At 64.9% G+C, this 18456-nt stretch carries 14 protein-coding genes and 1 pseudogene; 3 read left to right on the forward strand and 12 right to left on the reverse strand.

The features are described from left to right. Window positions 1–13 precede the first annotated feature (13 nt). Window positions 14–604, forward strand: coding sequence for a DUF4337 domain-containing protein (locus HAP41_RS03790; protein WP_071908641.1), 591 nt, complete (start codon window positions 14–16; stop codon window positions 602–604). A gap of 184 nt (window positions 605–788) precedes the next feature. On the opposite strand, the gene HAP41_RS03795 is transcribed toward HAP41_RS03790, so the two are convergent. The 12 genes and pseudogenes from HAP41_RS03795 to HAP41_RS03850 form a co-directional block, all read right to left on the reverse strand. Then, the gene (locus HAP41_RS03795) at window positions 789–1319 is read right to left on the reverse strand and encodes a hypothetical protein (RefSeq protein ID WP_135215824.1); all 531 of its coding nucleotides are present in this window, start codon (window positions 1317–1319) and stop codon (window positions 789–791) included. A 35-nt stretch (window positions 1320–1354) separates the two neighbouring features. Continuing rightward, complete coding sequence (gene lpdA / locus HAP41_RS03800) at window positions 1355–2755, reverse strand: dihydrolipoyl dehydrogenase (RefSeq protein WP_166053629.1); 1401 nt, start codon at window positions 2753–2755, stop codon at window positions 1355–1357. A gap of 38 nt (window positions 2756–2793) precedes the next feature. After that, complete coding sequence (locus tag HAP41_RS03805) at window positions 2794–3555, reverse strand: SDR family oxidoreductase (RefSeq protein ID WP_175617941.1); 762 nt, start codon at window positions 3553–3555, stop codon at window positions 2794–2796. 55 nt (window positions 3556–3610) lie between these two features. Then, window positions 3611–4856 (reverse strand): annotated as a pseudogene (gene odhB / locus HAP41_RS03810) (2-oxoglutarate dehydrogenase complex dihydrolipoyllysine-residue succinyltransferase). Window positions 4857–5032: 176 nt separating this feature from the next. Then, window positions 5033–8002, reverse strand: a complete 2970-nt coding sequence (locus HAP41_RS03815) for a 2-oxoglutarate dehydrogenase E1 component (protein ID WP_166053496.1) — start codon at window positions 8000–8002, stop codon at window positions 5033–5035. A 137-nt stretch (window positions 8003–8139) separates the two neighbouring features. Continuing rightward, on the reverse strand, window positions 8140–9024 hold the full coding sequence (gene sucD / locus HAP41_RS03820; protein ID WP_025575976.1) for a succinate--CoA ligase subunit alpha: 885 nt from the start codon (window positions 9022–9024) through the stop codon (window positions 8140–8142). A 33-nt stretch (window positions 9025–9057) separates the two neighbouring features. Next, window positions 9058–9537, reverse strand: a complete 480-nt coding sequence (locus HAP41_RS03825; protein WP_166053462.1) for a DUF1579 family protein — start codon at window positions 9535–9537, stop codon at window positions 9058–9060. A 4-nt stretch (window positions 9538–9541) separates the two neighbouring features. Beyond that, window positions 9542–10738, reverse strand: coding sequence for an ADP-forming succinate--CoA ligase subunit beta (sucC, locus tag HAP41_RS03830; protein WP_135215827.1), 1197 nt, complete (start codon window positions 10736–10738; stop codon window positions 9542–9544). A 205-nt stretch (window positions 10739–10943) separates the two neighbouring features. Continuing rightward, window positions 10944–11912 carry a malate dehydrogenase gene (mdh, locus tag HAP41_RS03835; protein ID WP_063980412.1) on the reverse strand — a complete coding sequence of 323 codons (969 nt, stop codon included), beginning with the start codon at window positions 11910–11912 and terminating at the stop codon, window positions 10944–10946. Window positions 11913–12176: 264 nt separating this feature from the next. Further along, window positions 12177–13361, reverse strand: coding sequence for a cell division protein ZapE (gene zapE / locus HAP41_RS03840; RefSeq protein WP_166053392.1), 1185 nt, complete (start codon window positions 13359–13361; stop codon window positions 12177–12179). A 240-nt stretch (window positions 13362–13601) separates the two neighbouring features. Continuing rightward, entirely contained in the window at window positions 13602–14138 is a 537-nt protein-coding gene (gene thpR, locus HAP41_RS03845) for an RNA 2',3'-cyclic phosphodiesterase (protein WP_028150485.1), read from the reverse strand. A gap of 174 nt (window positions 14139–14312) precedes the next feature. Next, entirely contained in the window at window positions 14313–14948 is a 636-nt protein-coding gene (locus HAP41_RS03850; protein ID WP_166105213.1) for an arylesterase, read from the reverse strand. Between the two features lie 55 nt (window positions 14949–15003). On the opposite strand from HAP41_RS03850, the gene HAP41_RS03855 reads away from it, so the two are divergent. Both HAP41_RS03855 and HAP41_RS03860 read left to right on the forward strand, forming a co-directional pair. Next, on the forward strand, window positions 15004–15726 hold the full coding sequence (locus HAP41_RS03855) for an ABC transporter ATP-binding protein (protein WP_071908649.1): 723 nt from the start codon (window positions 15004–15006) through the stop codon (window positions 15724–15726). Then, a complete protein-coding gene (locus HAP41_RS03860) occupies window positions 15723–18293 on the forward strand; it encodes an ABC transporter permease (protein WP_166053304.1) in 2571 nt (856 codons plus the stop codon). The genes HAP41_RS03855 and HAP41_RS03860 overlap by 4 nt, the downstream gene beginning before the upstream one ends. Window positions 18294–18456: the final 163 nt, after the last annotated feature.

Raw genomic sequence — 18456 nt, forward strand, 5'->3', positions numbered from 1 at the left:
ACTGGAGGGAATCATGAGCGCACACGAAAGCATGGAGCATGCCGAACACGCCGAGCACGCGTCCGGATCGAACAAGAAGATCGCTCTTCTGATCGCCGTGCTGGCGCTGTTCCTGGCGATCTCCGAGACGCTCGGCAAGGGCGCCCAGACTGAATCGATCAGCAAGAACGTCGAGTCCGCCAATCTCTGGGCGTTCTTCCAGGCCAAGACCATCCGCCGCACCGTGGTGCTGACCGCGTCCGAGCAGGGCAAGCTCACGCTGGGCGCCACCACCGACGACGCCCTGAAGGCGACGGTGCAGAAGCAGGTCGACGACTGGACCAAGACCGCGCAGCGCTACCGCTCCGAGCCCGAGACCGGCGAAGGCACCGAGCAGCTCGCCGAGAAGGCCAAGCACGCCGAGCACGAGCGCGACGAGGCGACCGCGAAATATCATCACTTCGAGCTGGCCTCCGCCGCCTTCCAGATCGGTATCGTGCTGGCCTCGGCCACCATCATCACCGGCATGATCGCGCTCGCCTATGTCGCCGGCGTCCTGACCCTGGCCGGCCTCCTCATGACCGCGCTCGGCCTGTGGTGGCCGCATCTGGTGCATTTGCATTGAGGGCGCTGATGCGGGGCGCATAAGGCCAACAACATCGACGGTGTCACGCCCCGGCTTGACCGGGGCATCCAGTACGCCGCGGCTTCTCCGTATTCGATTGACGTCTCTGGAATACTGGATCGCCCGGTCAAGCCGGGCGATGACATCGAGTGTGTGGCAATGACAGTGAGTCTATAACGAGCAGCTAGCGCGCCTGGTGCACGCTCTTGCGAAAGCGCTGGATCAGGCGGAGCGTACGGGAAGACCAGCCTTCGCCGTTGCCGGCGATCAGCTCGCGGATGCGCTGCTTGATCGGGTCGACCAGCTCGGCGGCCTTGGCGCGCAGCTTCATCACGAGATCGTAGAGCCGCTCGAACCAGCGCATCTCCATCAGCTTGTCGCGCGTCACGTCGAACACGAAGGCGGTGACGCCGACGCCGAGCAGCTTTGCGAACAGAAACGTGGATACGCCGCTCAGCCAGTATTCATGCGTGAGCAGATACAGGCCCATCAGCTTGAGCGGAAACAGCGGGATGATCGGCACCGCGAACACGATCAGCGTCATCGCCGGCGGCAGCGCATCGACGCGCTCCGTCAGCCATTGCTTGAAGCGTGCGAGCGGGACGGCTGCGACAACCCGCGCGACGATCGGCTCGAGATGGTCCCACAGCCAGGCTTCGATCAGGAAGATGATCGCCAGCAGGACCCAGACCGGTTGAAGTAGGCGGCGCAGCATGTGTTTCCCGCCCGATTCGACGCTAGGCGCGTCGCCTACATATGGATGGCCCGCTTGCCCACCGCAAGCGCGGCTTCCTTGATGGCCTCCGAGCGGGTCGGATGCGCGTGGCAGGTGCGCGCAAGATCTTCCGCGCTGCCGCCAAACTCCATGAGAACGCAGGCCTCATGGATCATTTCGCCGGCTTCACGGCCGATAATGTGCACGCCGAGCACGCGATCGGTCTTCGCATCTGCGAGAATCTTCACGAAGCCGTCGGTGGTCTGGTTGACCTTGGAGCGGCCGTTGGCGGTAAAAGGAAACTTCCCGACGGTATACGCCTGACCCGCCTGCTTCAGCTCCTCCTCGGTCTTGCCGACGGAGGATACTTCCGGCGTGGTATACACGACGCCTGGGATAACGTCGTAGTTCACGTGGCCGGCCTGGCCTGCGATGATCTCCGCAACGGCTACGCCTTCATCCTCGGCCTTGTGTGCGAGCATCGGGCCCGCGACGACGTCGCCGATGGCATAGACGCCCTTCACGCTGGTGGCGAAATGCGGGTCGATCTGCACGCGGCCGCGATTGTCCAGCGCCACACCGGCTTCCTTCAGGCCGAGCCCATCGGTGTACGGCACGCGACCGATGCAGACGAGAACGACGTCGGCTTCCAGCGTCTCGGCAGCGCCGCCGGCCGCGGGCTCGATGGTCGCCTTCAGCGACTTGCCGGAGGTGTCGACGGCGGTGACCTTGGCGCCGAGCTTGAATCCAAAACCCTGCTTTTCCAGGATGCGCTGGAATTGCTTGGCGATTTCGCCGTCCATGCCGGGCAGGATGCGATCGAGGAATTCGACGACGACGACTTCAGCGCCGAGCCGCTTCCACACCGAGCCGAGCTCGAGGCCGATCACGCCGGCGCCAACGATCAGGAGCTTGCCGGGGACCTTGTCCAGCGACAGCGCGCCGGTCGACGACACGATGCGCTTCTCGTCGATCTCGATGCCCTTGAGACGCGCGATGTCGGAGCCGGTCGCGATCACGATGTTCTTGGTCTCGACCACTTGCGACTTGCCGTCGGCGGACACTTCGACCTTGCCTGTCCCTAAGATCTTGCCGGTGCCCTTGAGCACGTCGATCTTGTTCTTCTTCATCAGGAATTCGACGCCCTTGACGTTGCCGTCGATGCCCTGCTGCTTGAAGTTCATCATCGCCGGAAGCTCGAGCTTCGGCGCGGAAACGGAAACGCCCATCTTGGCGAAGGAGTGCGCGGCTTCCTCGAACATTTCGGACGCGTGCAGCAGCGCCTTCGACGGCATGCAGCCGACGTTGAGGCAGGTGCCGCCGAGCGTGGCGTCCTTTTCGACCACGGCGACTTTCATGCCGAGCTGGGCTGCGCGCACCGCGCAGACATAACCGCCCGGTCCGGTGCCGATGACGACGAGATCGTAGGTAGCCATGAGAGAAAGTCCCGTGAGTTTAGCGTGATGAGGATGTGTCAGCGTCCGCCGGACACATCGAGAATAGCCGAGGTGACGTAGGAGGCTTCGTCCGACATCAGCCAGACGATGGCGTTGGCGATTTCGTCGGCGGTGCCGACGCGCTTCATCGGCACCATATGGGCCAGACGATGGGCGCGGTCGGGCTCGCCGCCGGCGGCGTGGATTTCGGTGTCGATCAGGCCGGGGCGGATGCCCGCGACACGAATGCCTTCGCCTGCGACCTCATAGCCGAGACCGACGGTGAAGGAATCGATCGCCCCCTTGGACGCCGCGTAGTCGACATAGGTATTCGGCGCACCAAGTCTGGCAGCGACCGATGACAGATTGACGATGACGCCGCCCTGGCCGCCGTGCTTGGTCGACATCCGCTTCACCGCTTCGCGCGCGCAGAGGATCGAGCCGGTGACGTTGACCGCCATCACGCGCCGGATGCGCTCCGCCGACATCTCGTCGACGCGCACGCCGCTCTGGCCGACGATGCCGCCATTGTTGACGAGTGCACCGAGCGCGCCGAACTTGTCGGCAGCCTTGAACAGCTCGATTATGTCGCTTTCCTCGGCGACATCGCATTTCACCGCGATGGCCTTGCCGTTGCTGGCCGCGATCTGGGCGACCACCTCATCAGCAGCCGTTTTGTTGCTGGCGTAGCCGACGACGACACGGAAGCCGCGCGCGGCCGCCGCAATCGCGGTCGCCCGCCCGATGCCGCGGCTGCCGCCGGTGATGACAACGACCTTATCCGTCACGCGCGCCTCCATGGTTCGACCCGCGCCGTCGCACGACAAGGCGACGGCGCTCGCAGAGCTTCAGGGATCAGAGATCGAGCACCAGGCGCGCCGGATCTTCCAGGCTCTCCTTGACGCGGACCAGGAAGGTGACGGCTTCCTTGCCGTCGATGACGCGGTGATCGTAGGACAGTGCCAGGTACATCATCGGGCGGACCGATCTTGCCGGCGACGACCATCGGACGCTCCTGGATCTTGTGCATGCCGAGGATGCCGGACTGCGGCGCGTTCAGGATCGGGGTCGACATCAGCGAGCCGTAGATGCCGCCATTGGTGATGGTGAAGGTGCCGCCCTGCATCTCGTCGATCTTGAGCTGGCCGTCACGGGCGCGGCGACCGAAATCGGCGATACCCTTCTCGATGTCGGCGATCGACTTGTTGTCGCAGTCGCGCACGACGGGCACGACCAGACCCTTGTCGGTGCCGACCGCGACGCCGATGTGGTAATAGTTCTTGTAGATCAGATCCGTGCCGTCGATCTCGGCGTTGACCGCCGGGATGTCCTTCAGCGCCTGCACGACGGCCTTGGTGAAGAAGCCCATGAAGCCGAGCTTCGAGCCGTGCTTCTTCTCGAACGCATCCTTGTAGTGGGCGCGCAGCGCCATCACGTTGGTCATGTCGACCTCGTTGAAGGTCGTCAGCATCGCCGCGGTGTTCTGCACGTCCTTGAGGCGGCGCGCGATGGTCTGGCGCAGGCGGGTCATCTTCACGCGCTCTTCGCGGGCGGCATCGTCGGTCGGCGACGGCGCGCGGACCTGAACGGCGGCGGCGGGCTGGTTGACCGGGGTCGGCGCCGACGCCGCGCGCTCGATCGCGGCGAGCATGTCGCCCTTGGTGACGCGGCCGTCCTTGCCGGAGCCCGGAACGGTCGAAGCGTCGATGCCGGTCTCGGCCGAGAGCTTTCGCACGGACGGGGCGAGCGGGGCGTCGGCCGGCGGCGCTTTCGCGGCCGGAGCCGGCGCAGGAGCAGCAGCCACGGCGGCCGGAGCAGCAGCGGCGGCGGGCTTCGCGGGAGCAGCGGCGGGCTTCGCAGCGCCGGCACCGTCGGTGATCTGGCCGAGCAGCGCACCGACCGCAACGGTTGCGCCATCGGCAGCGACGATCTCGCTCAGCGTGCCCGCGGACGGCGCCGGGACTTCGATGGTGACCTTGTCGGTCTCGAGCTCCACCAAGGGCTCGTCGACGGCGACGGGATCGCCGGCCTTCTTGAACCAGCGGCCGATGGTGGCCTCGGTGACGGATTCGCCGAGCGTCGGCACACGAATTTCAGTCATGGTCTTTTCCTTAAGGGATCGCCGGTGCGGTCAAAAATTCGGTCGTCATCGGCCCGCGAAAGGCAAGCCATCCAGCAAGCCGGACGTTCGTATTCTGCACGGACGTCGCGGCGTACTGGTGCCCCGCTCCAGTGCGCGATTGCGCACGAGGCGGGGCATGACGCAGTTCAGAAAGATCAGCTCAGTGCTTCGTCCAGGAACGCCTTCAACTGCGCCTGATGCTTGGACATCAGACCAGTGGCGGTCGCGGCGGAAGCGGCGCGGCCGACGTAACGCGGACGCCGGCTCACACCGTGCACCTGGTTCAGCACCCATTCCAGATAGGGCTCGATGAAGTGCCAGGCGCCCATGTTGCGGGGCTCTTCCTGGCACCACACCACTTCAGCCTTCTTGAAGCGCGACAGTTCGGCCACCAGCGCCTTCAGCGGCACCGGATAAAGCTGCTCGACGCGCATCAGGTAGATGTCGTCGATGCCGCGCTTCTCGCGCTCCTCGTAGAGGTCGTAATAGACCTTGCCGGAGCAGAGCACGATGCGGCGGACCTTCTCGTCGGGGACGAGCTTGATCGCCTCGTTCGGCAGCATCTGGGCGTCATCATAGAGGATGCGGTGGAAGGTCGTCCCCTTCGCGAGCTCCTCGAGACGCGACACCGCCCGCTTGTGACGCAGCAGCGACTTCGGCGTCATCAGGATCAGCGGCTTGCGGATCTCGCGATGAAGCTGGCGGCGCAGCACGTGGAAGTAGTTCGCCGGCGTGGTCGGGTAGACCACCTGCATGTTGTCTTCGGCGCACATCTGCAGGTAACGCTCCAGACGCGCCGAGGAGTGCTCCGGTCCCTGGCCCTCATAGCCGTGCGGCAAGAGGCAGACGAGACCGGACATACGCAGCCATTTGCGCTCGCCCGAGGAGATGAACTGGTCGAACACGACCTGCGCGCCGTTGGCGAAGTCGCCGAACTGGGCTTCCCACAGCGTCAGCGTGTTCGGCTCGGCGAGCGAGTAGCCGTATTCGAAGCCGAGCACGGCTTCTTCCGACAGCAGCGAGTTGATGACCTCGTAATGGCCCTGCTCGTGGCCGAGATGGTTGAACGGCGTGTAGCGGCTCTCGTCTTCCTGGTCGATCAGGACCGAATGGCGCTGCGAGAAGGTGCCGCGCTCGGAATCCTGGCCCGACAGGCGGACATGGTGGTTCTCGTTGAGCAGCGTGCAGAACGCCAGTGCCTCGCCGGTCGCCCAATCGATGCCGGCGCCGGTGTCGATTGCCTTGGCGCGGTTGTCGAGGAAGCGCTGGATGGTGCGGTGGACGCGGAAGCCATCCGGCACCTTGGTGATCTTGCGGCCGATTTCCTTCAGCTCGGCGGTGTCGACGCCAGTGACGCCGCGGCGCGCATCCTCTTCCTGATCGGCGATCTTGAAGCCGGACCACTTGCCGTCGAGCCAGTCGGCCTTGTTCGGCTTGTAGGAGGTGCCGGCCTCGAACTCGGCATCGAGCCGTGCGCGCCAGTCGGCCTTGGCCTTGTCGACCTCGCCCTCGGTCATCACGCCTTCGCTGATCAGGCGGCGGGCGTAGAGCTCGAGCGTCGACGGATGCGCGGCGATCCTCTTGTACATCACCGGCTGGGTGAAAGCCGGCTCGTCGCCTTCGTTATGGCCATGCCTGCGGTAGCAGAACATGTCGATGACGACGGGCTTGTGGAATTTCTGCCGGAATTCGGTCGCGACCTTGGCCGCGAAAACCACCGCTTCCGGATCGTCGCCGTTCACGTGGAAGATCGGCGCGTCGATCATCTTCGCCACGTCAGACGGATAGGGCGAGGAGCGCGAGTAGCGCGGATAGGTGGTGAAGCCGATCTGGTTGTTGACGATGAAGTGCACGGAGCCGCCGGTGCGGTAGCCCTTCAGGTCAGACAGGCCGAAGCATTCCGCGACCACGCCCTGGCCGGCGAACGCGGCGTCGCCATGCATCAGGAGCGGCATCACCGAGATGCGCTGGTCCGGCGGATCGCCGTGCTGGTCCTGCTTGGCGCGGACCTTGCCGAGCACCACAGGATCGACGATCTCGAGATGCGAAGGGTTCGCCGTCAGCGACAGATGGATGCGGTTGCCGTCGAACTCGCGGTCCGAGGAGGCGCCGAGGTGATATTTGACGTCGCCGGAGCCTTCGACCGCATCGGGGTTGGCCGAGCCGCCCTTGAATTCATGGAACAGGGCGCGGTGCGCCTTGCCCATCACCTGGGTCAGCACGTTGAGGCGGCCGCGATGCGGCATGCCGAGCACGACTTCCTTCACGCCGAGATTGCCGCCGCGCTTGATGATCTGCTCGAGCGCGGGAATCAGCGATTCGCCGCCGTCGAGGCCGAAGCGCTTGGTGCCGGTGAACTTGGTGTCGCAGAACTTCTCGAAGCCTTCGGCTTCGACCAGCTTCGTCAGGATGGCGCGCCGGCCTTCGCGGGTGAACGAGATTTCCTTGTCCGGTCCCTCGATGCGCTCCTGGATCCACGCCTTCTGCGCGGCGTTGCTGATGTGCATGAACTCGACGCCGAGCGTCTGGCAGTAGGTGCGCTCGCAGATCGCGGTGATCTCGCGCAGCGTGGCGTATTCGAGACCGAGCACGTGATCGAGGAAGATCTTGCGGTCGAAATCGGCTTCGCTGAAGCCGTAGGTGCGCGGGTCGAGCTCTTCGCGATTGCGCGGGGCTTCGATGCCGAGCGGATCGAGCTTGGCGTGGAAGTGGCCGCGCATGCGGTAGGAGCGGATCAGCATCAGCGCGCGGACGGAGTCGCGCGTGGCCTGGAGCACGTCGGCGGACGAGAAATCAGCGCCCTTGTTGCCCGCCTGGGCCTGCGCCTTGGCGGCGATCTTGGCACCGACCGCCTTCTCGACCTGGGCCCAGTTGCCGTCGAGGGCGGAGGTGAGGTCGTCCTGCGGGGTCAGCGGCCAGTTGGCGCGCTCCCAGGACGGGCCTTCGGCGTTCTTGCTGATATCGCCGGGCTGGTCGTTTAGGCTCTTGAAGAATTCCTGCCACTCGGCGTCGACCGAGGACGGGTCCTTCTCGTAGCGGGCGTAGATTTCGTCGATGTAGGTGGCGTTGGTGCCCTGCAAAAAGGAGGAGAGGGCAAAGGCTGCGTTCGCGTCCTGGCGAGACATGCTTGAGTTCCTGGCGATTTCGGTTCGCGCATAACAAACGGCGCTGGCGCTGGGCTCCCCGGCAGAGGCCCAGCGCGACAGGCACCATTTATCCTAGTTGCTACGAAACTTCGCCCGGAAAAGTACGAAGAAGTGAACTAGCCTTTCAACTTTTCGGCAAGCGTGTGGCCGAGGCGGGCGGGAGACGGAGACACTGTAATCCCAGCCGATTTCATCGCATCGGTCTTGGAACCCGCGTCGCCCTTGCCGCCGGAGATGATCGCGCCGGCATGGCCCATGCGGCGGCCGGGAGGCGCGGTGACACCGGCAATGAAACCGACCATCGGCTTCTTGCGGCCGCGCTTGGCCTCGTCCTTGAGGAACTGGGCGGCGTCCTCCTCGGCGGAACCGCCGATCTCGCCGATCATGATGATCGATTCGGTCTTGGGGTCGGCGAGCAGCATTTCCAGCACGTCGATGAACTCGGTGCCCTTGACCGGGTCGCCGCCGATGCCGACCGCGGTGGTCTGGCCGAGGCCTTCCTGCGAGGTCTGGAACACGGCTTCATAGGTCAGCGTGCCGGAGCGGGAGACGATGCCGACGCTGCCGGTCTTGAAGATGTTGGCGGGCATGATGCCGATCTTGCACTCGCCGGCGGTCATGACGCCCGGGCAGTTCGGCCCGATCAGGCGCGACTTGGAACCGGCCAGCGAGCGCTTCACGCGCACCATGTCGATAACAGGAATGCCCTCGGTGATGCAGACGATCAGCGGGATCTCCGCGTCGATGGCTTCGCAGATCGCATCGGCCGCGCCCGGCGGCGGAACGTAGATCACCGACGCATCGGCACCGGTCTTCTCACGCGCCTCGCGCACCGTGTCGAACACCGGCAGGCCCAGATGGGTGGCGCCGCCTTTGCCCGGCGAGGTGCCGCCGACCATTTTGGTGCCGTAGGCAAGCGCGGCCTCCGAGTGGAAGGTGCCGTTCTTGCCGGTAAAGCCCTGGCAGATGACCTTGGTGTTCTTGTCGATCAGGATGGACATGAGGTCTGCTTTCGCGAACTAACGAGTGAGAGGTCAGTGGATGCGGCGGTAGATGCCGGTGAGCACATCGGCCCAGCCTTCCGCGTCCGGCGAGAACTGGATCTTCAACGAGTAGGAATCGTCGTCGATGATTTCGTAGACGTGGCGCGCATTGCCGCGGAGCGAGCCGCGCACCAGCGTCAGGGTCTTGCCGACCCAGCCGCCGGAGGCGGGCGAGGGCGGCGTGTAGCCGAGCGAGTCGTACCAGAACAATTTGTAGGTCCGGTCCTCACGATCGTAGGTGAAGAGGCCGTGGGTGGCGAAGACCTGCTTGCCGTCGCGGATCTGGACAGCATCCTGGATCAGGTAAAATCCGTTCAGATCCATGCGTGCGACGACATGCGAAGTTGCCGGCCCACCCTCCGTCCAGCGCGACGGGAAGACCACCTCTTCGCCATTCCATTCGCCGGCGAACGCGGCGAGGCGCGTGTGCTCTGCAAGCGGAGATGATGCGGCGAGATGGTCCTGGGTCATGGCCTCAGCCTCCCTTGACGGCCTTCACGATCTTCTGCGCGGCGTCGTCGAGATTGTCGGCCGGCACCACGTTCAGGCCGGATTCACGGATGATCTTCTTGCCGAGCTCGACATTGGTGCCTTCGAGGCGGACCACCAGCGGCACGCTGAGACCGACCTCGCGCACGGCGGCCGTGACGCCTTCGGCGATCACGTCGCACTTCATGATGCCACCGAAGATGTTGACCAGGATGCCCTTCACGTTGGGATCGGCAGTGATGATCTTGAACGCGGCCGCAACCTTCTCCTTGCTGGCGCTGCCGCCGACGTCGAGGAAGTTCGCCGGCGCCATGCCGTAGAGCTTGATGATGTCCATCGTCGCCATCGCGAGGCCGGCGCCGTTGACCATGCAGCCGATGTTGCCGTCGAGGGTGACGTAGTTGAGGTCGTATTTCGACGCCTCGATTTCCTTGGCGTCTTCCTCGGTCTCGTCGCGCAGCGCGAGCACCTCGGGATGACGGAACAGCGCGTTGTCGTCGAACGACACCTTGGCGTCGAGCACACGGAGCTGGCCCTGCTTGGTCACGACCAGCGGGTTGATCTCCAGCATCGACATGTCCTTGGCGACGAAGGCGGTGTAGAGCTGCGCGGTGAGCTTCTCGGCCTGCTTGGCGAGATCGCCGGAGAGCTTCAGCGCGTTGGCGACGGTGCGGCCGTGATGGCCCATGATGCCGGTCGCGGGATCGACGGAGAAGGTAACGATCTTCTCAGGGGTGTTGTGCGCGACGTCCTCGATGTTGACGCCGCCTTCGGTCGAGACGACGAAGGAGACGCGCGAGGTTTCGCGGTCGACCAGGAGCGAGAGGTAGAACTCCTTGTCGATGTCCGAGCCGTCCTCGATGTAGAGGCGGTTGACCTGCTTGCCAGCGGGGCCGGTCTGGATCGTCACGAGGGTCGCGCCCAGCATCTGCTTGGCAAATTCGGTGACCTCAGCGGCCGACTTGGCGATGCGGACGCCGCCCTTGTCGCCGGCCGAGGCTTCCTTGAACTTGCCCTTGCCGCGGCCACCAGCGTGGATCTGGCTCTTCACCACCCAGACCGGACCCGGGAGGGCCTTGGCGGCGGCTTCCGCATCCGCGGGCTTCAGGACGGGGACGCCCTTTGAGATCGCGACGCCGAACTCGTTCAGCAGCGCTTTGGCCTGATATTCATGGATATTCATATGGTCGCTCCCTGAACCCGCGGGCGGTGACCTCTAGGGCCCACCTCAGTCTTGTGGCTGGCATACCATATACCACAGGAACTGCAACCCGGATTCTTTGACATCGAGATCTCTGGACTGCGGACCCGGAACCCGCCCGACGCGGGGCCCGGAAATGAAACCGCCGAAGACCGGTTTTTCGATCTTCGGCGGGGATTGCTCTCGCTTAGCGGCCGAGAAGATCGGGTGCGATCTTCTTGCAGGCATCGACCAGGCCCTGTACGGCGCCGACCGACTTGTCGAACGCCTCGCGGTCCTTGCCGGTGAGCTCGATCTCGACGACGCGCTCGACACCCTTGGCGCCGATCACGACGGGCACGCCGACATACATGTCCTTCACGCCGTATTCGCCGTTGAGGTAGGCGGCGCTGGCCAGCACGCGCTTCTTGTCCCGCAGATAGCTCTCGGCCATCGCGATCGCGGAAGCAGCAGGCGCGTAGAAGGCCGAGCCGGTCTTGAGCAGATTGACGATCTCGGCGCCGCCGTTGCGGGTGCGGTCGACGATCTCGTCGAGGCGCGCCTGCGAGGTCCAGCCCATCTTGACGAGGTCGGGCAGCGGAATGCCGGCGACGGTGGAGTACTTCACCAGCGGCACCATGGTGTCGCCATGACCGCCGAGCACGAAGGCGGTGACGTCCTCGACCGAGACGTTGAACTCGTCGGCCAGGAAGTAACGGAAGCGCGAGGAATCCAGCACGCCGGCCATGCCGACGACCTTCTTGTGCGGCAGGCCCGAAGCCTTCTGCAGCGCCCACACCATCGCGTCGAGCGGGTTGGTGATGCAGATGACGAAGGCGTCGGGGGCGTATTTCTTGATGCCGGCGCCGACCTGCTCCATGACCTTGAGGTTGATGGAGAGGAGATCGTCGCGGCTCATGCCGGGCTTGCGCGGCACGCCGGCGGTGACGATGCAGACTTTGGCGTTGTCGAGGGCTTCGTACGAATTGGCGCCGGTGTAGTGCGCGTCAAAACCGTCGACCGGCGAGGACTGGGCGATGTCGAGCGCCTTGCCCTGCGGCACGCCCTCGGCGATGTCGAACATCACCACGTCGCCCAGTTCTTTCAGGCCGATGAGATGAGCCAACGTTCCGCCGATCTGACCGGAGCCAATCAAAGCAATCTTGTCGCGCGCCATGTGAACCTGTCCTTTAGACACGTTAAGGAGGGGAAAACTGAGACGGGTGGTTATCCCTTTCGCTCCCCCCGTTCAAGTCGGTGGATGCCCAATTGTCGGGCTTGGCGAACATTGAAGCGCATCCCTGTCATTCCGGGGCGCGACGAAAGTCGCGAGCTACGATGCGCAATTGCGCATCTGAGAATCTATAACCACCAGCGGGAGTATGGATTCCGGGCTCGTCGCTTCGCGACGCCCCGGAATGACAGCGCTGGCAAATAGGACTTAAGTCTCCACCAGACCCTTGGTGGACCCGCTGGCGGTGGAATCCTTGCGGCCGTGAGGCAGAGCCAGATAGGATTCCGAGCTCATCTCGATCAGGCGCGACGCCGTCCGCTTGAACTCCATGGCCTCGTTGCCCTCGTGGGCGAGGTAGAGCGAGATCGGATTGGCATCGGCCGAGGCCATCAGCTTCACGGCATTGTCATAGAGCGTATCGATCAGCGTGATGAAACGCTTGGCGGCGTTGCGCTGGGAAAAATCCATCACTGGAATATGGTCGACCAGGATGGTGTGATAGTCGTGCGCGAGGCGGAGGTAGTCGGACGCGCCGAGCGGTTTTTCGCAGAGATCCGCAAATCCGAACCGCGCCACGCCATGGGCCGAGCACGGCACGTGCAGGATGCGGCCCTTGAACGAAATATCGCGCGACTTGCATTTGGCGCCGCCGGTCATTTTCGACCAGGCGCGGTCGAGGGCCGCGCCGGCGTCGCCGTCGGCCGGCGTCAGCCACATCGGCACGCCCTGAAGCTTTTCCAGGCGGAAATCCGTGCGCGCATCGAGCCGCAGCACGTCCATGTGGTCGGTGATCTGCTTGATGAAGGGCAGGAACAGCGAACGGTTCAGGCCGCCCTTGTAGAGATCGTCGGGCGCGACGTTGGAGGTCGCGACCACCACGGTGCCGAGCTCGAACAGCTTTGCGAACAGGCGGCCGAGGATCATCGCGTCCGCGATGTCGGTGACGTGGAATTCGTCGAAGCAAAGCAGCCAGCTTTCCTCGAAGATCGCGTTCGCGGTCAGCGTGATGACGTCGCCATCGGCGATCTCGCCGCGCGAGATGCCCTGGCGATAATCGTAGATGCGCTCATGCGCTTCCGCCATGAACTCGTGGAAATGCGCGCGGCGCTTGTGCTCGACGGTGCTGTGCTGGAAGAACAGATCCATCAGCATGGTCTTGCCGCGGCCGACCTCGCCATGGACGTAGAGCCCGCGCGGCGCCTCGTCCTTGTCGCCGCTGAACAGACGGCTGAGCAGGCCCTGCTTGCGCTGCGGCTTGTAATTCGCGAGCCGCTGGTCGAGCGCCGCATAGGCTTCGGCGATTTCGGCCTGCGCAGCATCGGGCTCGATCGCGCCGGACGCGATCTGGGCCTGGTATGCCTCGCGGAATGAGGAACTGGGGGTGGAGAGCATGGCTCTTTACCGCCAGAGATGCGCGGAAATTGCAAGCCGTGAATTGGTGGGCGGGGTATGCGTTCCGCGCCCCGGACGCGCTACGGGAAGCAGTGACGCTGCGCAGAGCGGGGACCCACTATTTCGTACATCCATCGTGGAGCGATGGGCCCCGGCTCAGCAGCGCACCGCCATAGCGTGTCGAAGACGCGCGTAAACGCGCTGATGGCGCTGCGCCGCGTCCGGGGCACGAGAGCTAGCTCACTCACACAGCTCGTAGGCGTCCTCGACCACATAGGGGCCGCCGCCGGTCGATGCGCGTGACGAGAACAAGACAAAACGTTCGGCCATGAACGCCTTGCTCGGGAAGTAACCGCGCAGCGAGAGATAGTCGGCGACGTCGCGGTCGGACGCGTCGTGCAGCCGGGCCAGCGTGACATGCGGGGTGAACTTGCGGCCTTCAGGATCGAGGCCGATCCGCTGCATCATGCGTTCGAGCTCGGCCTGCAATTCCATCAGCGGCTTGCTCGGCGCGATGGTCGCGACCACCGCGCGCGGCTTGCGGCCGCCGAAGCTCGTGAGCCCCTGCACCTTCACCTCGAAGGGCTTGCGATCAACGCGAAACAGCATCGATGCGATCTCGTTGGCGGACATGCCGTCGATATCGCCGATGAAGCGCAGGGTAACATGATAATTTTCGGGATCGACCCAGCGGGCGCCTGGAAGGCCGCCCCGTAAATTGGAAAGCGTCTGGCCGATCTCGGCCGGAATTTCCAGACCTGTGAACAAACGCGGCATCGTTTCGCACTCCCGATGCTTGGGCATGATCCCTGGGAAGGATCAGATCCAAATTGTAGAGCCGGCGACGAATCACCGGTACCCTGATTCCTATCGCAGTTGTGTGACTCTGCGAAGCATCGCGCGCCTCACCCCGGTAAAACCCTGGGAATTACGGTTAGCGCTGCCCGCTTTTCAGCGGCGCTGCTCGCTTATGTTGCGCAAAAATGCCTCCACGGTGGGCATGATGTTGTTAACGATAATGTCGACGCCGGCCGCGGTCGGATGAATGCCGTCGGCCTGGTTGAGCTTGGCGTCGGCCGCGACACCGTCGAGGAAGAACGGATAGAGCGGCACGTCGAATTTTTTCGCAAGATCCGGATAAATCGAATTGAAGCGCGCGGCGTATTCCGCGCCGTAATTCGGCGGCGCCAGCATGCCGCACAGCATCACCGCGATCTTGCGTGCCTTCAATCGCTGGACGATGTCGGTCAGCGCAGTACGCGTCAAATCGGGGTCGATGCCGCGCAGCGCGTCGTTGGCGCCGAGCTCGATGATCACGCCGTCGGTTCCGTCCGGGACCGACCAGTCGAGCCGGTCACGGCCGCCGGACGAGGTATCTCCGGACACGCCCGCATTGGTCATCTCGACCGCTATGCCTTTGGCCTGCAAGGCTTTTTGAAGTTTTGTGGGGAATGCGTCCTGGGCCGGGAGGCCGAGGCCGGCGCTCAGGGAATCGCCGAGAACGACAAGCTTGACCGGCTTTGCCGCTTCGGCCCATGCCGGATCCACCGCCGTCATCAAAGCGAACATCAACACGGCTATGTGCATGAAGAATCCGTAACGCCTCTCGACCGCGTATGCGGAGTTGCCATATGACCGGACCATGGATAGTCGCATCGAAACCTCTTCGCTCGCCGGCACCGCGCCGGACACCATCGCCATCTCCAACGTCAATCTTTCATTGGGTACGGGCGCGGCACGCGTTCACATCCTCAAGGATATCAGCCTGCGGGTCGCCTCGGGCGAGACGATCGGCCTGATCGGCCCGTCAGGCTCGGGCAAATCCACGCTGCTGATGGTGATGGCGGGGCTGGAGCGTCCTGATAGCGGAGAGGTGGTGGTGTCAGGCACGCCTTTCAATGCCCTCGACGAGGACGCGCTGGCCCGCTTCCGCGGCCGCCAGGTCGGCATCGTCTTCCAGTCCTTCCATCTGATCCCGACCATGACGGCGCTCGAGAACGTCGCCGTGCCGCTCGAACTCGCCGGCAACCCTGACGCTGCAAGACGCGCGGCGCAGGAGCTGCAATCGGTCGGGCTCGGCGATCGCCTGCATCACTATCCGACGCAGCTGTCCGGCGGCGAGCAGCAGCGTGTCGCGCTCGCCCGCGCGCTGGCGCCCGATCCCGCCATCCTCGTCGCGGACGAGCCGACCGGCAATCTCGACGAGGCGACCGGAAAGCAGATCGTCGATCTTCTGTTCAACAAACATGCCGAGCGCGGCATGACCTTGGTGCTGGTCACGCACGATTCCTCGCTCGCACAGCGTTGCGATCGCGTGATCCGCCTGCGCTCCGGCCGCATCGACACCCAGTCTGCGCCAGCATGAGCATCGCGGCCGAACCGTTCGCGAAACCCAACGGCGTCGCGCTGTCGCTGCGCTACGCGCTGCGCGAATTGCGCGGAGGCCTGCGCGGCTTCTATGTCTTCATCGCCTGCATCGCGCTCGGCGTGATGGCCATCGCCGGCGTCGGCTCGGTCTCGGCGAGCCTGAGCGACGGTCTCGCGCGCGAGGGCCGCACGCTGCTCGGCGGCGACGTCTCCTTCGTGCTGTTCCAGCGCGAGGCAAAGCCCGAGGAAGTCTCCTTCCTGCGCTCGCGCGGCACCGTCTCCACCGCCGCGACCTTGCGCGGGATGGCGCGCTCCGCCGACGGCCAGCTCGCGCTGGTCGAGATGAAGGCGGTCGACGACACCTATCCGATGCTGGGTCAGCTGACGCTGGCGCCGCCGCTGCCGATGTCCGACCTGCTCGCGGAGCGCGACGGCGCGTTCGGTGCCGCTGCCGATCCGACGCTGTTGGCGCGGCTGTCGCTGAAGACCGGCGACCGCGTCACCATCGGAAGCGCAACGTTCCAGATCCGCAGCACCGTCGAAGCCGAGCCCGACAAGCTCGCCGGCGGCATCGGTTTCGGGCCGCGCTTCCTGATCAGCGAGGCGGGCCTGCGTGCCACCGGCCTGATCCAGCCCGGCAGCCTGGTGCGCTGGGTCTACCGGGTGAAGCTGCCTGATACCGGCAACAGCGAGCGCGCCACCGACGCCTTCATCGCGGACGCGCGCAACGCTGCGCCGCAGGCCGGCTGGGAGATCCGCAGCCGCTCCAATGCCTCGCCGCAGCTCGAGCGCAACATCAACCGCTTCACGCAATTCTTGACGCTGGTCGGCCTCGCCGCGCTCCTGGTCGGCGGCGTCGGCGTCGCCAATGCCGTCAAGAGCCATATCGACCGCCGGCTCGAGGTCATCGCGGCCTTCAAGGCGGTCGGCGCCACCGGCCGCGACGTGTTCGGTATCTATCTGGCGCAGGTCCTCCTGCTGGCGGGAATTGGCTCGGTGATCGGCCTTGCGCTCGGCGCCGCCATGCCGTTCGCCATCGTCGGCCTGTTCGGAAAACTGCTGCCGCTGCCGGTGGTGCCGGCCGTGCATGCCGACGAGCTCGCGCTGTCCTTCGTCTATGGCCTGCTCACGGCGCTCGCCTTCGGCCTGTGGCCGCTCGGGCGCGTGCACGACGTGCCGGTCGCCGCGCTGTTCCGCGACACCATCAGCTCCGAATGGCATCGGCCGCGCTGGAGCTATGTCGTGTTCATGGCCGTCGTGATCGCGCTGCTGATCGCGGTCGTGATCGGATTGTCCTTCGACAAGCGCATCGCCGCGGTGTTCGTGGCCTCCTCCGTCGTCGTGTTCGCCCTGCTCCGCGGCATCGCCGCCCTGCTGATGATGATCGCGCGCCGGCTGCCGCGCACGCGCCTGCCGATGCTGCGGCTGGCGATTGCCAACATCCACCGGCCCGGCGCGCTGACGCCCTCCGTCGTGCTGTCGCTCGGGCTCGGGCTCGCCGTGCTCGTCACCATCACCCAGATCGACGGCAATCTGCGCCGGCAGTTCCTTGCGGCCCTCCCTGAGCACGCGCCGTCGTTCTTCTTCATCGACATCCCGAGCACGCAGGCCGAGCAGTTCGACGGCTATCTGCGCCGGATCGCGCCGGGCGCAAAGGTCGAGGACGTGCCGATGCTGCGCGGCCGCATCGTTGCTGCGCGCGGCGTGCGTGCCGAGGACCTCAAGCCCACCACCGATTCCGAATGGGTGCTGCAAAGCGACCGCGGCCTGACCTATACCGCCGAGCTGCCGAAGGGTTCCAAGGTGGTCGAGGGCGAATGGTGGAGCGCCGACTATTCCGGCCCCCTGCTGGTCTCGATGGAGAAGAAGATCGCCGACGGACTCGGTCTCAAGCTCGGCGACGAGATCGTGGTCAACGTGCTCGGCCGCGACATCCCGGCCAAAATCGGCAATCTGCGAACCATCGACTGGCAGGGCATGGGCATCAATTTCGTGCTGGTGTTCTCGCCCAACGCCTTCAAGGGCGCGCCGCACACCCATATCGCGACGCTGACCGAGGCCGGCGGCACTGCGGCCGGCGACGGCAAGATCATCAGGCAAGTCGCCGACACCTATCCGATGGTGACGAGCGTGCGCGTGCGCGAGGTGATGGAGACGGTCGGCTCGGTCGTGACCAATCTGGCGCTCGCGATCCGCGGCGCCAGCGCGGTGACCCTGATCTCGGCGATCCTGGTGCTGGGCGGCGCGCTCGCCGCCGGCCACCGCCACCGGGTCTACGATGCGGTGATCCTCAAGACCCTCGGCGCGACCCGGCTGCGGCTGCTCGGCGCCTATGCCCTCGAATACCTGCTGATCGGACTTGCCACCGCGGTGTTCGGCGTGATCGCCGGCAGCGTCGCGGCCTGGATGATCGTGACGCGGCTGATGACGCTGAGTTTCGTTTGGCAGGCCGGCAGCGCGGCCGGCGTGGTCGCGGCGGCCCTGGTCGTCACGGTCGGACTTGGGCTCGCCGGGACGCTGCTGGCATTGAACAAAAAGCCCGCCACGGTGTTGCGGAATTTGTGACAAATGGTAGCGGGCGAGCCCGCGATGTCGGAATCGCACGATTCCAGCGATTAACCACGTCTGCTCGCCAGGATTGCGGGCGAGGGCGACATTCAGCCGCGCGTGGACGGTTGCAGCGAATGTGTTAGTTTCCCACATATCCAATGGGTTCGGACCCCCGATT

Origin of the sequence: Bradyrhizobium barranii subsp. apii (assembly GCF_011516635.5) — a bacterium.
Taxonomy (GTDB): Bacteria; Pseudomonadota; Alphaproteobacteria; order Rhizobiales; family Xanthobacteraceae; genus Bradyrhizobium; species Bradyrhizobium barranii.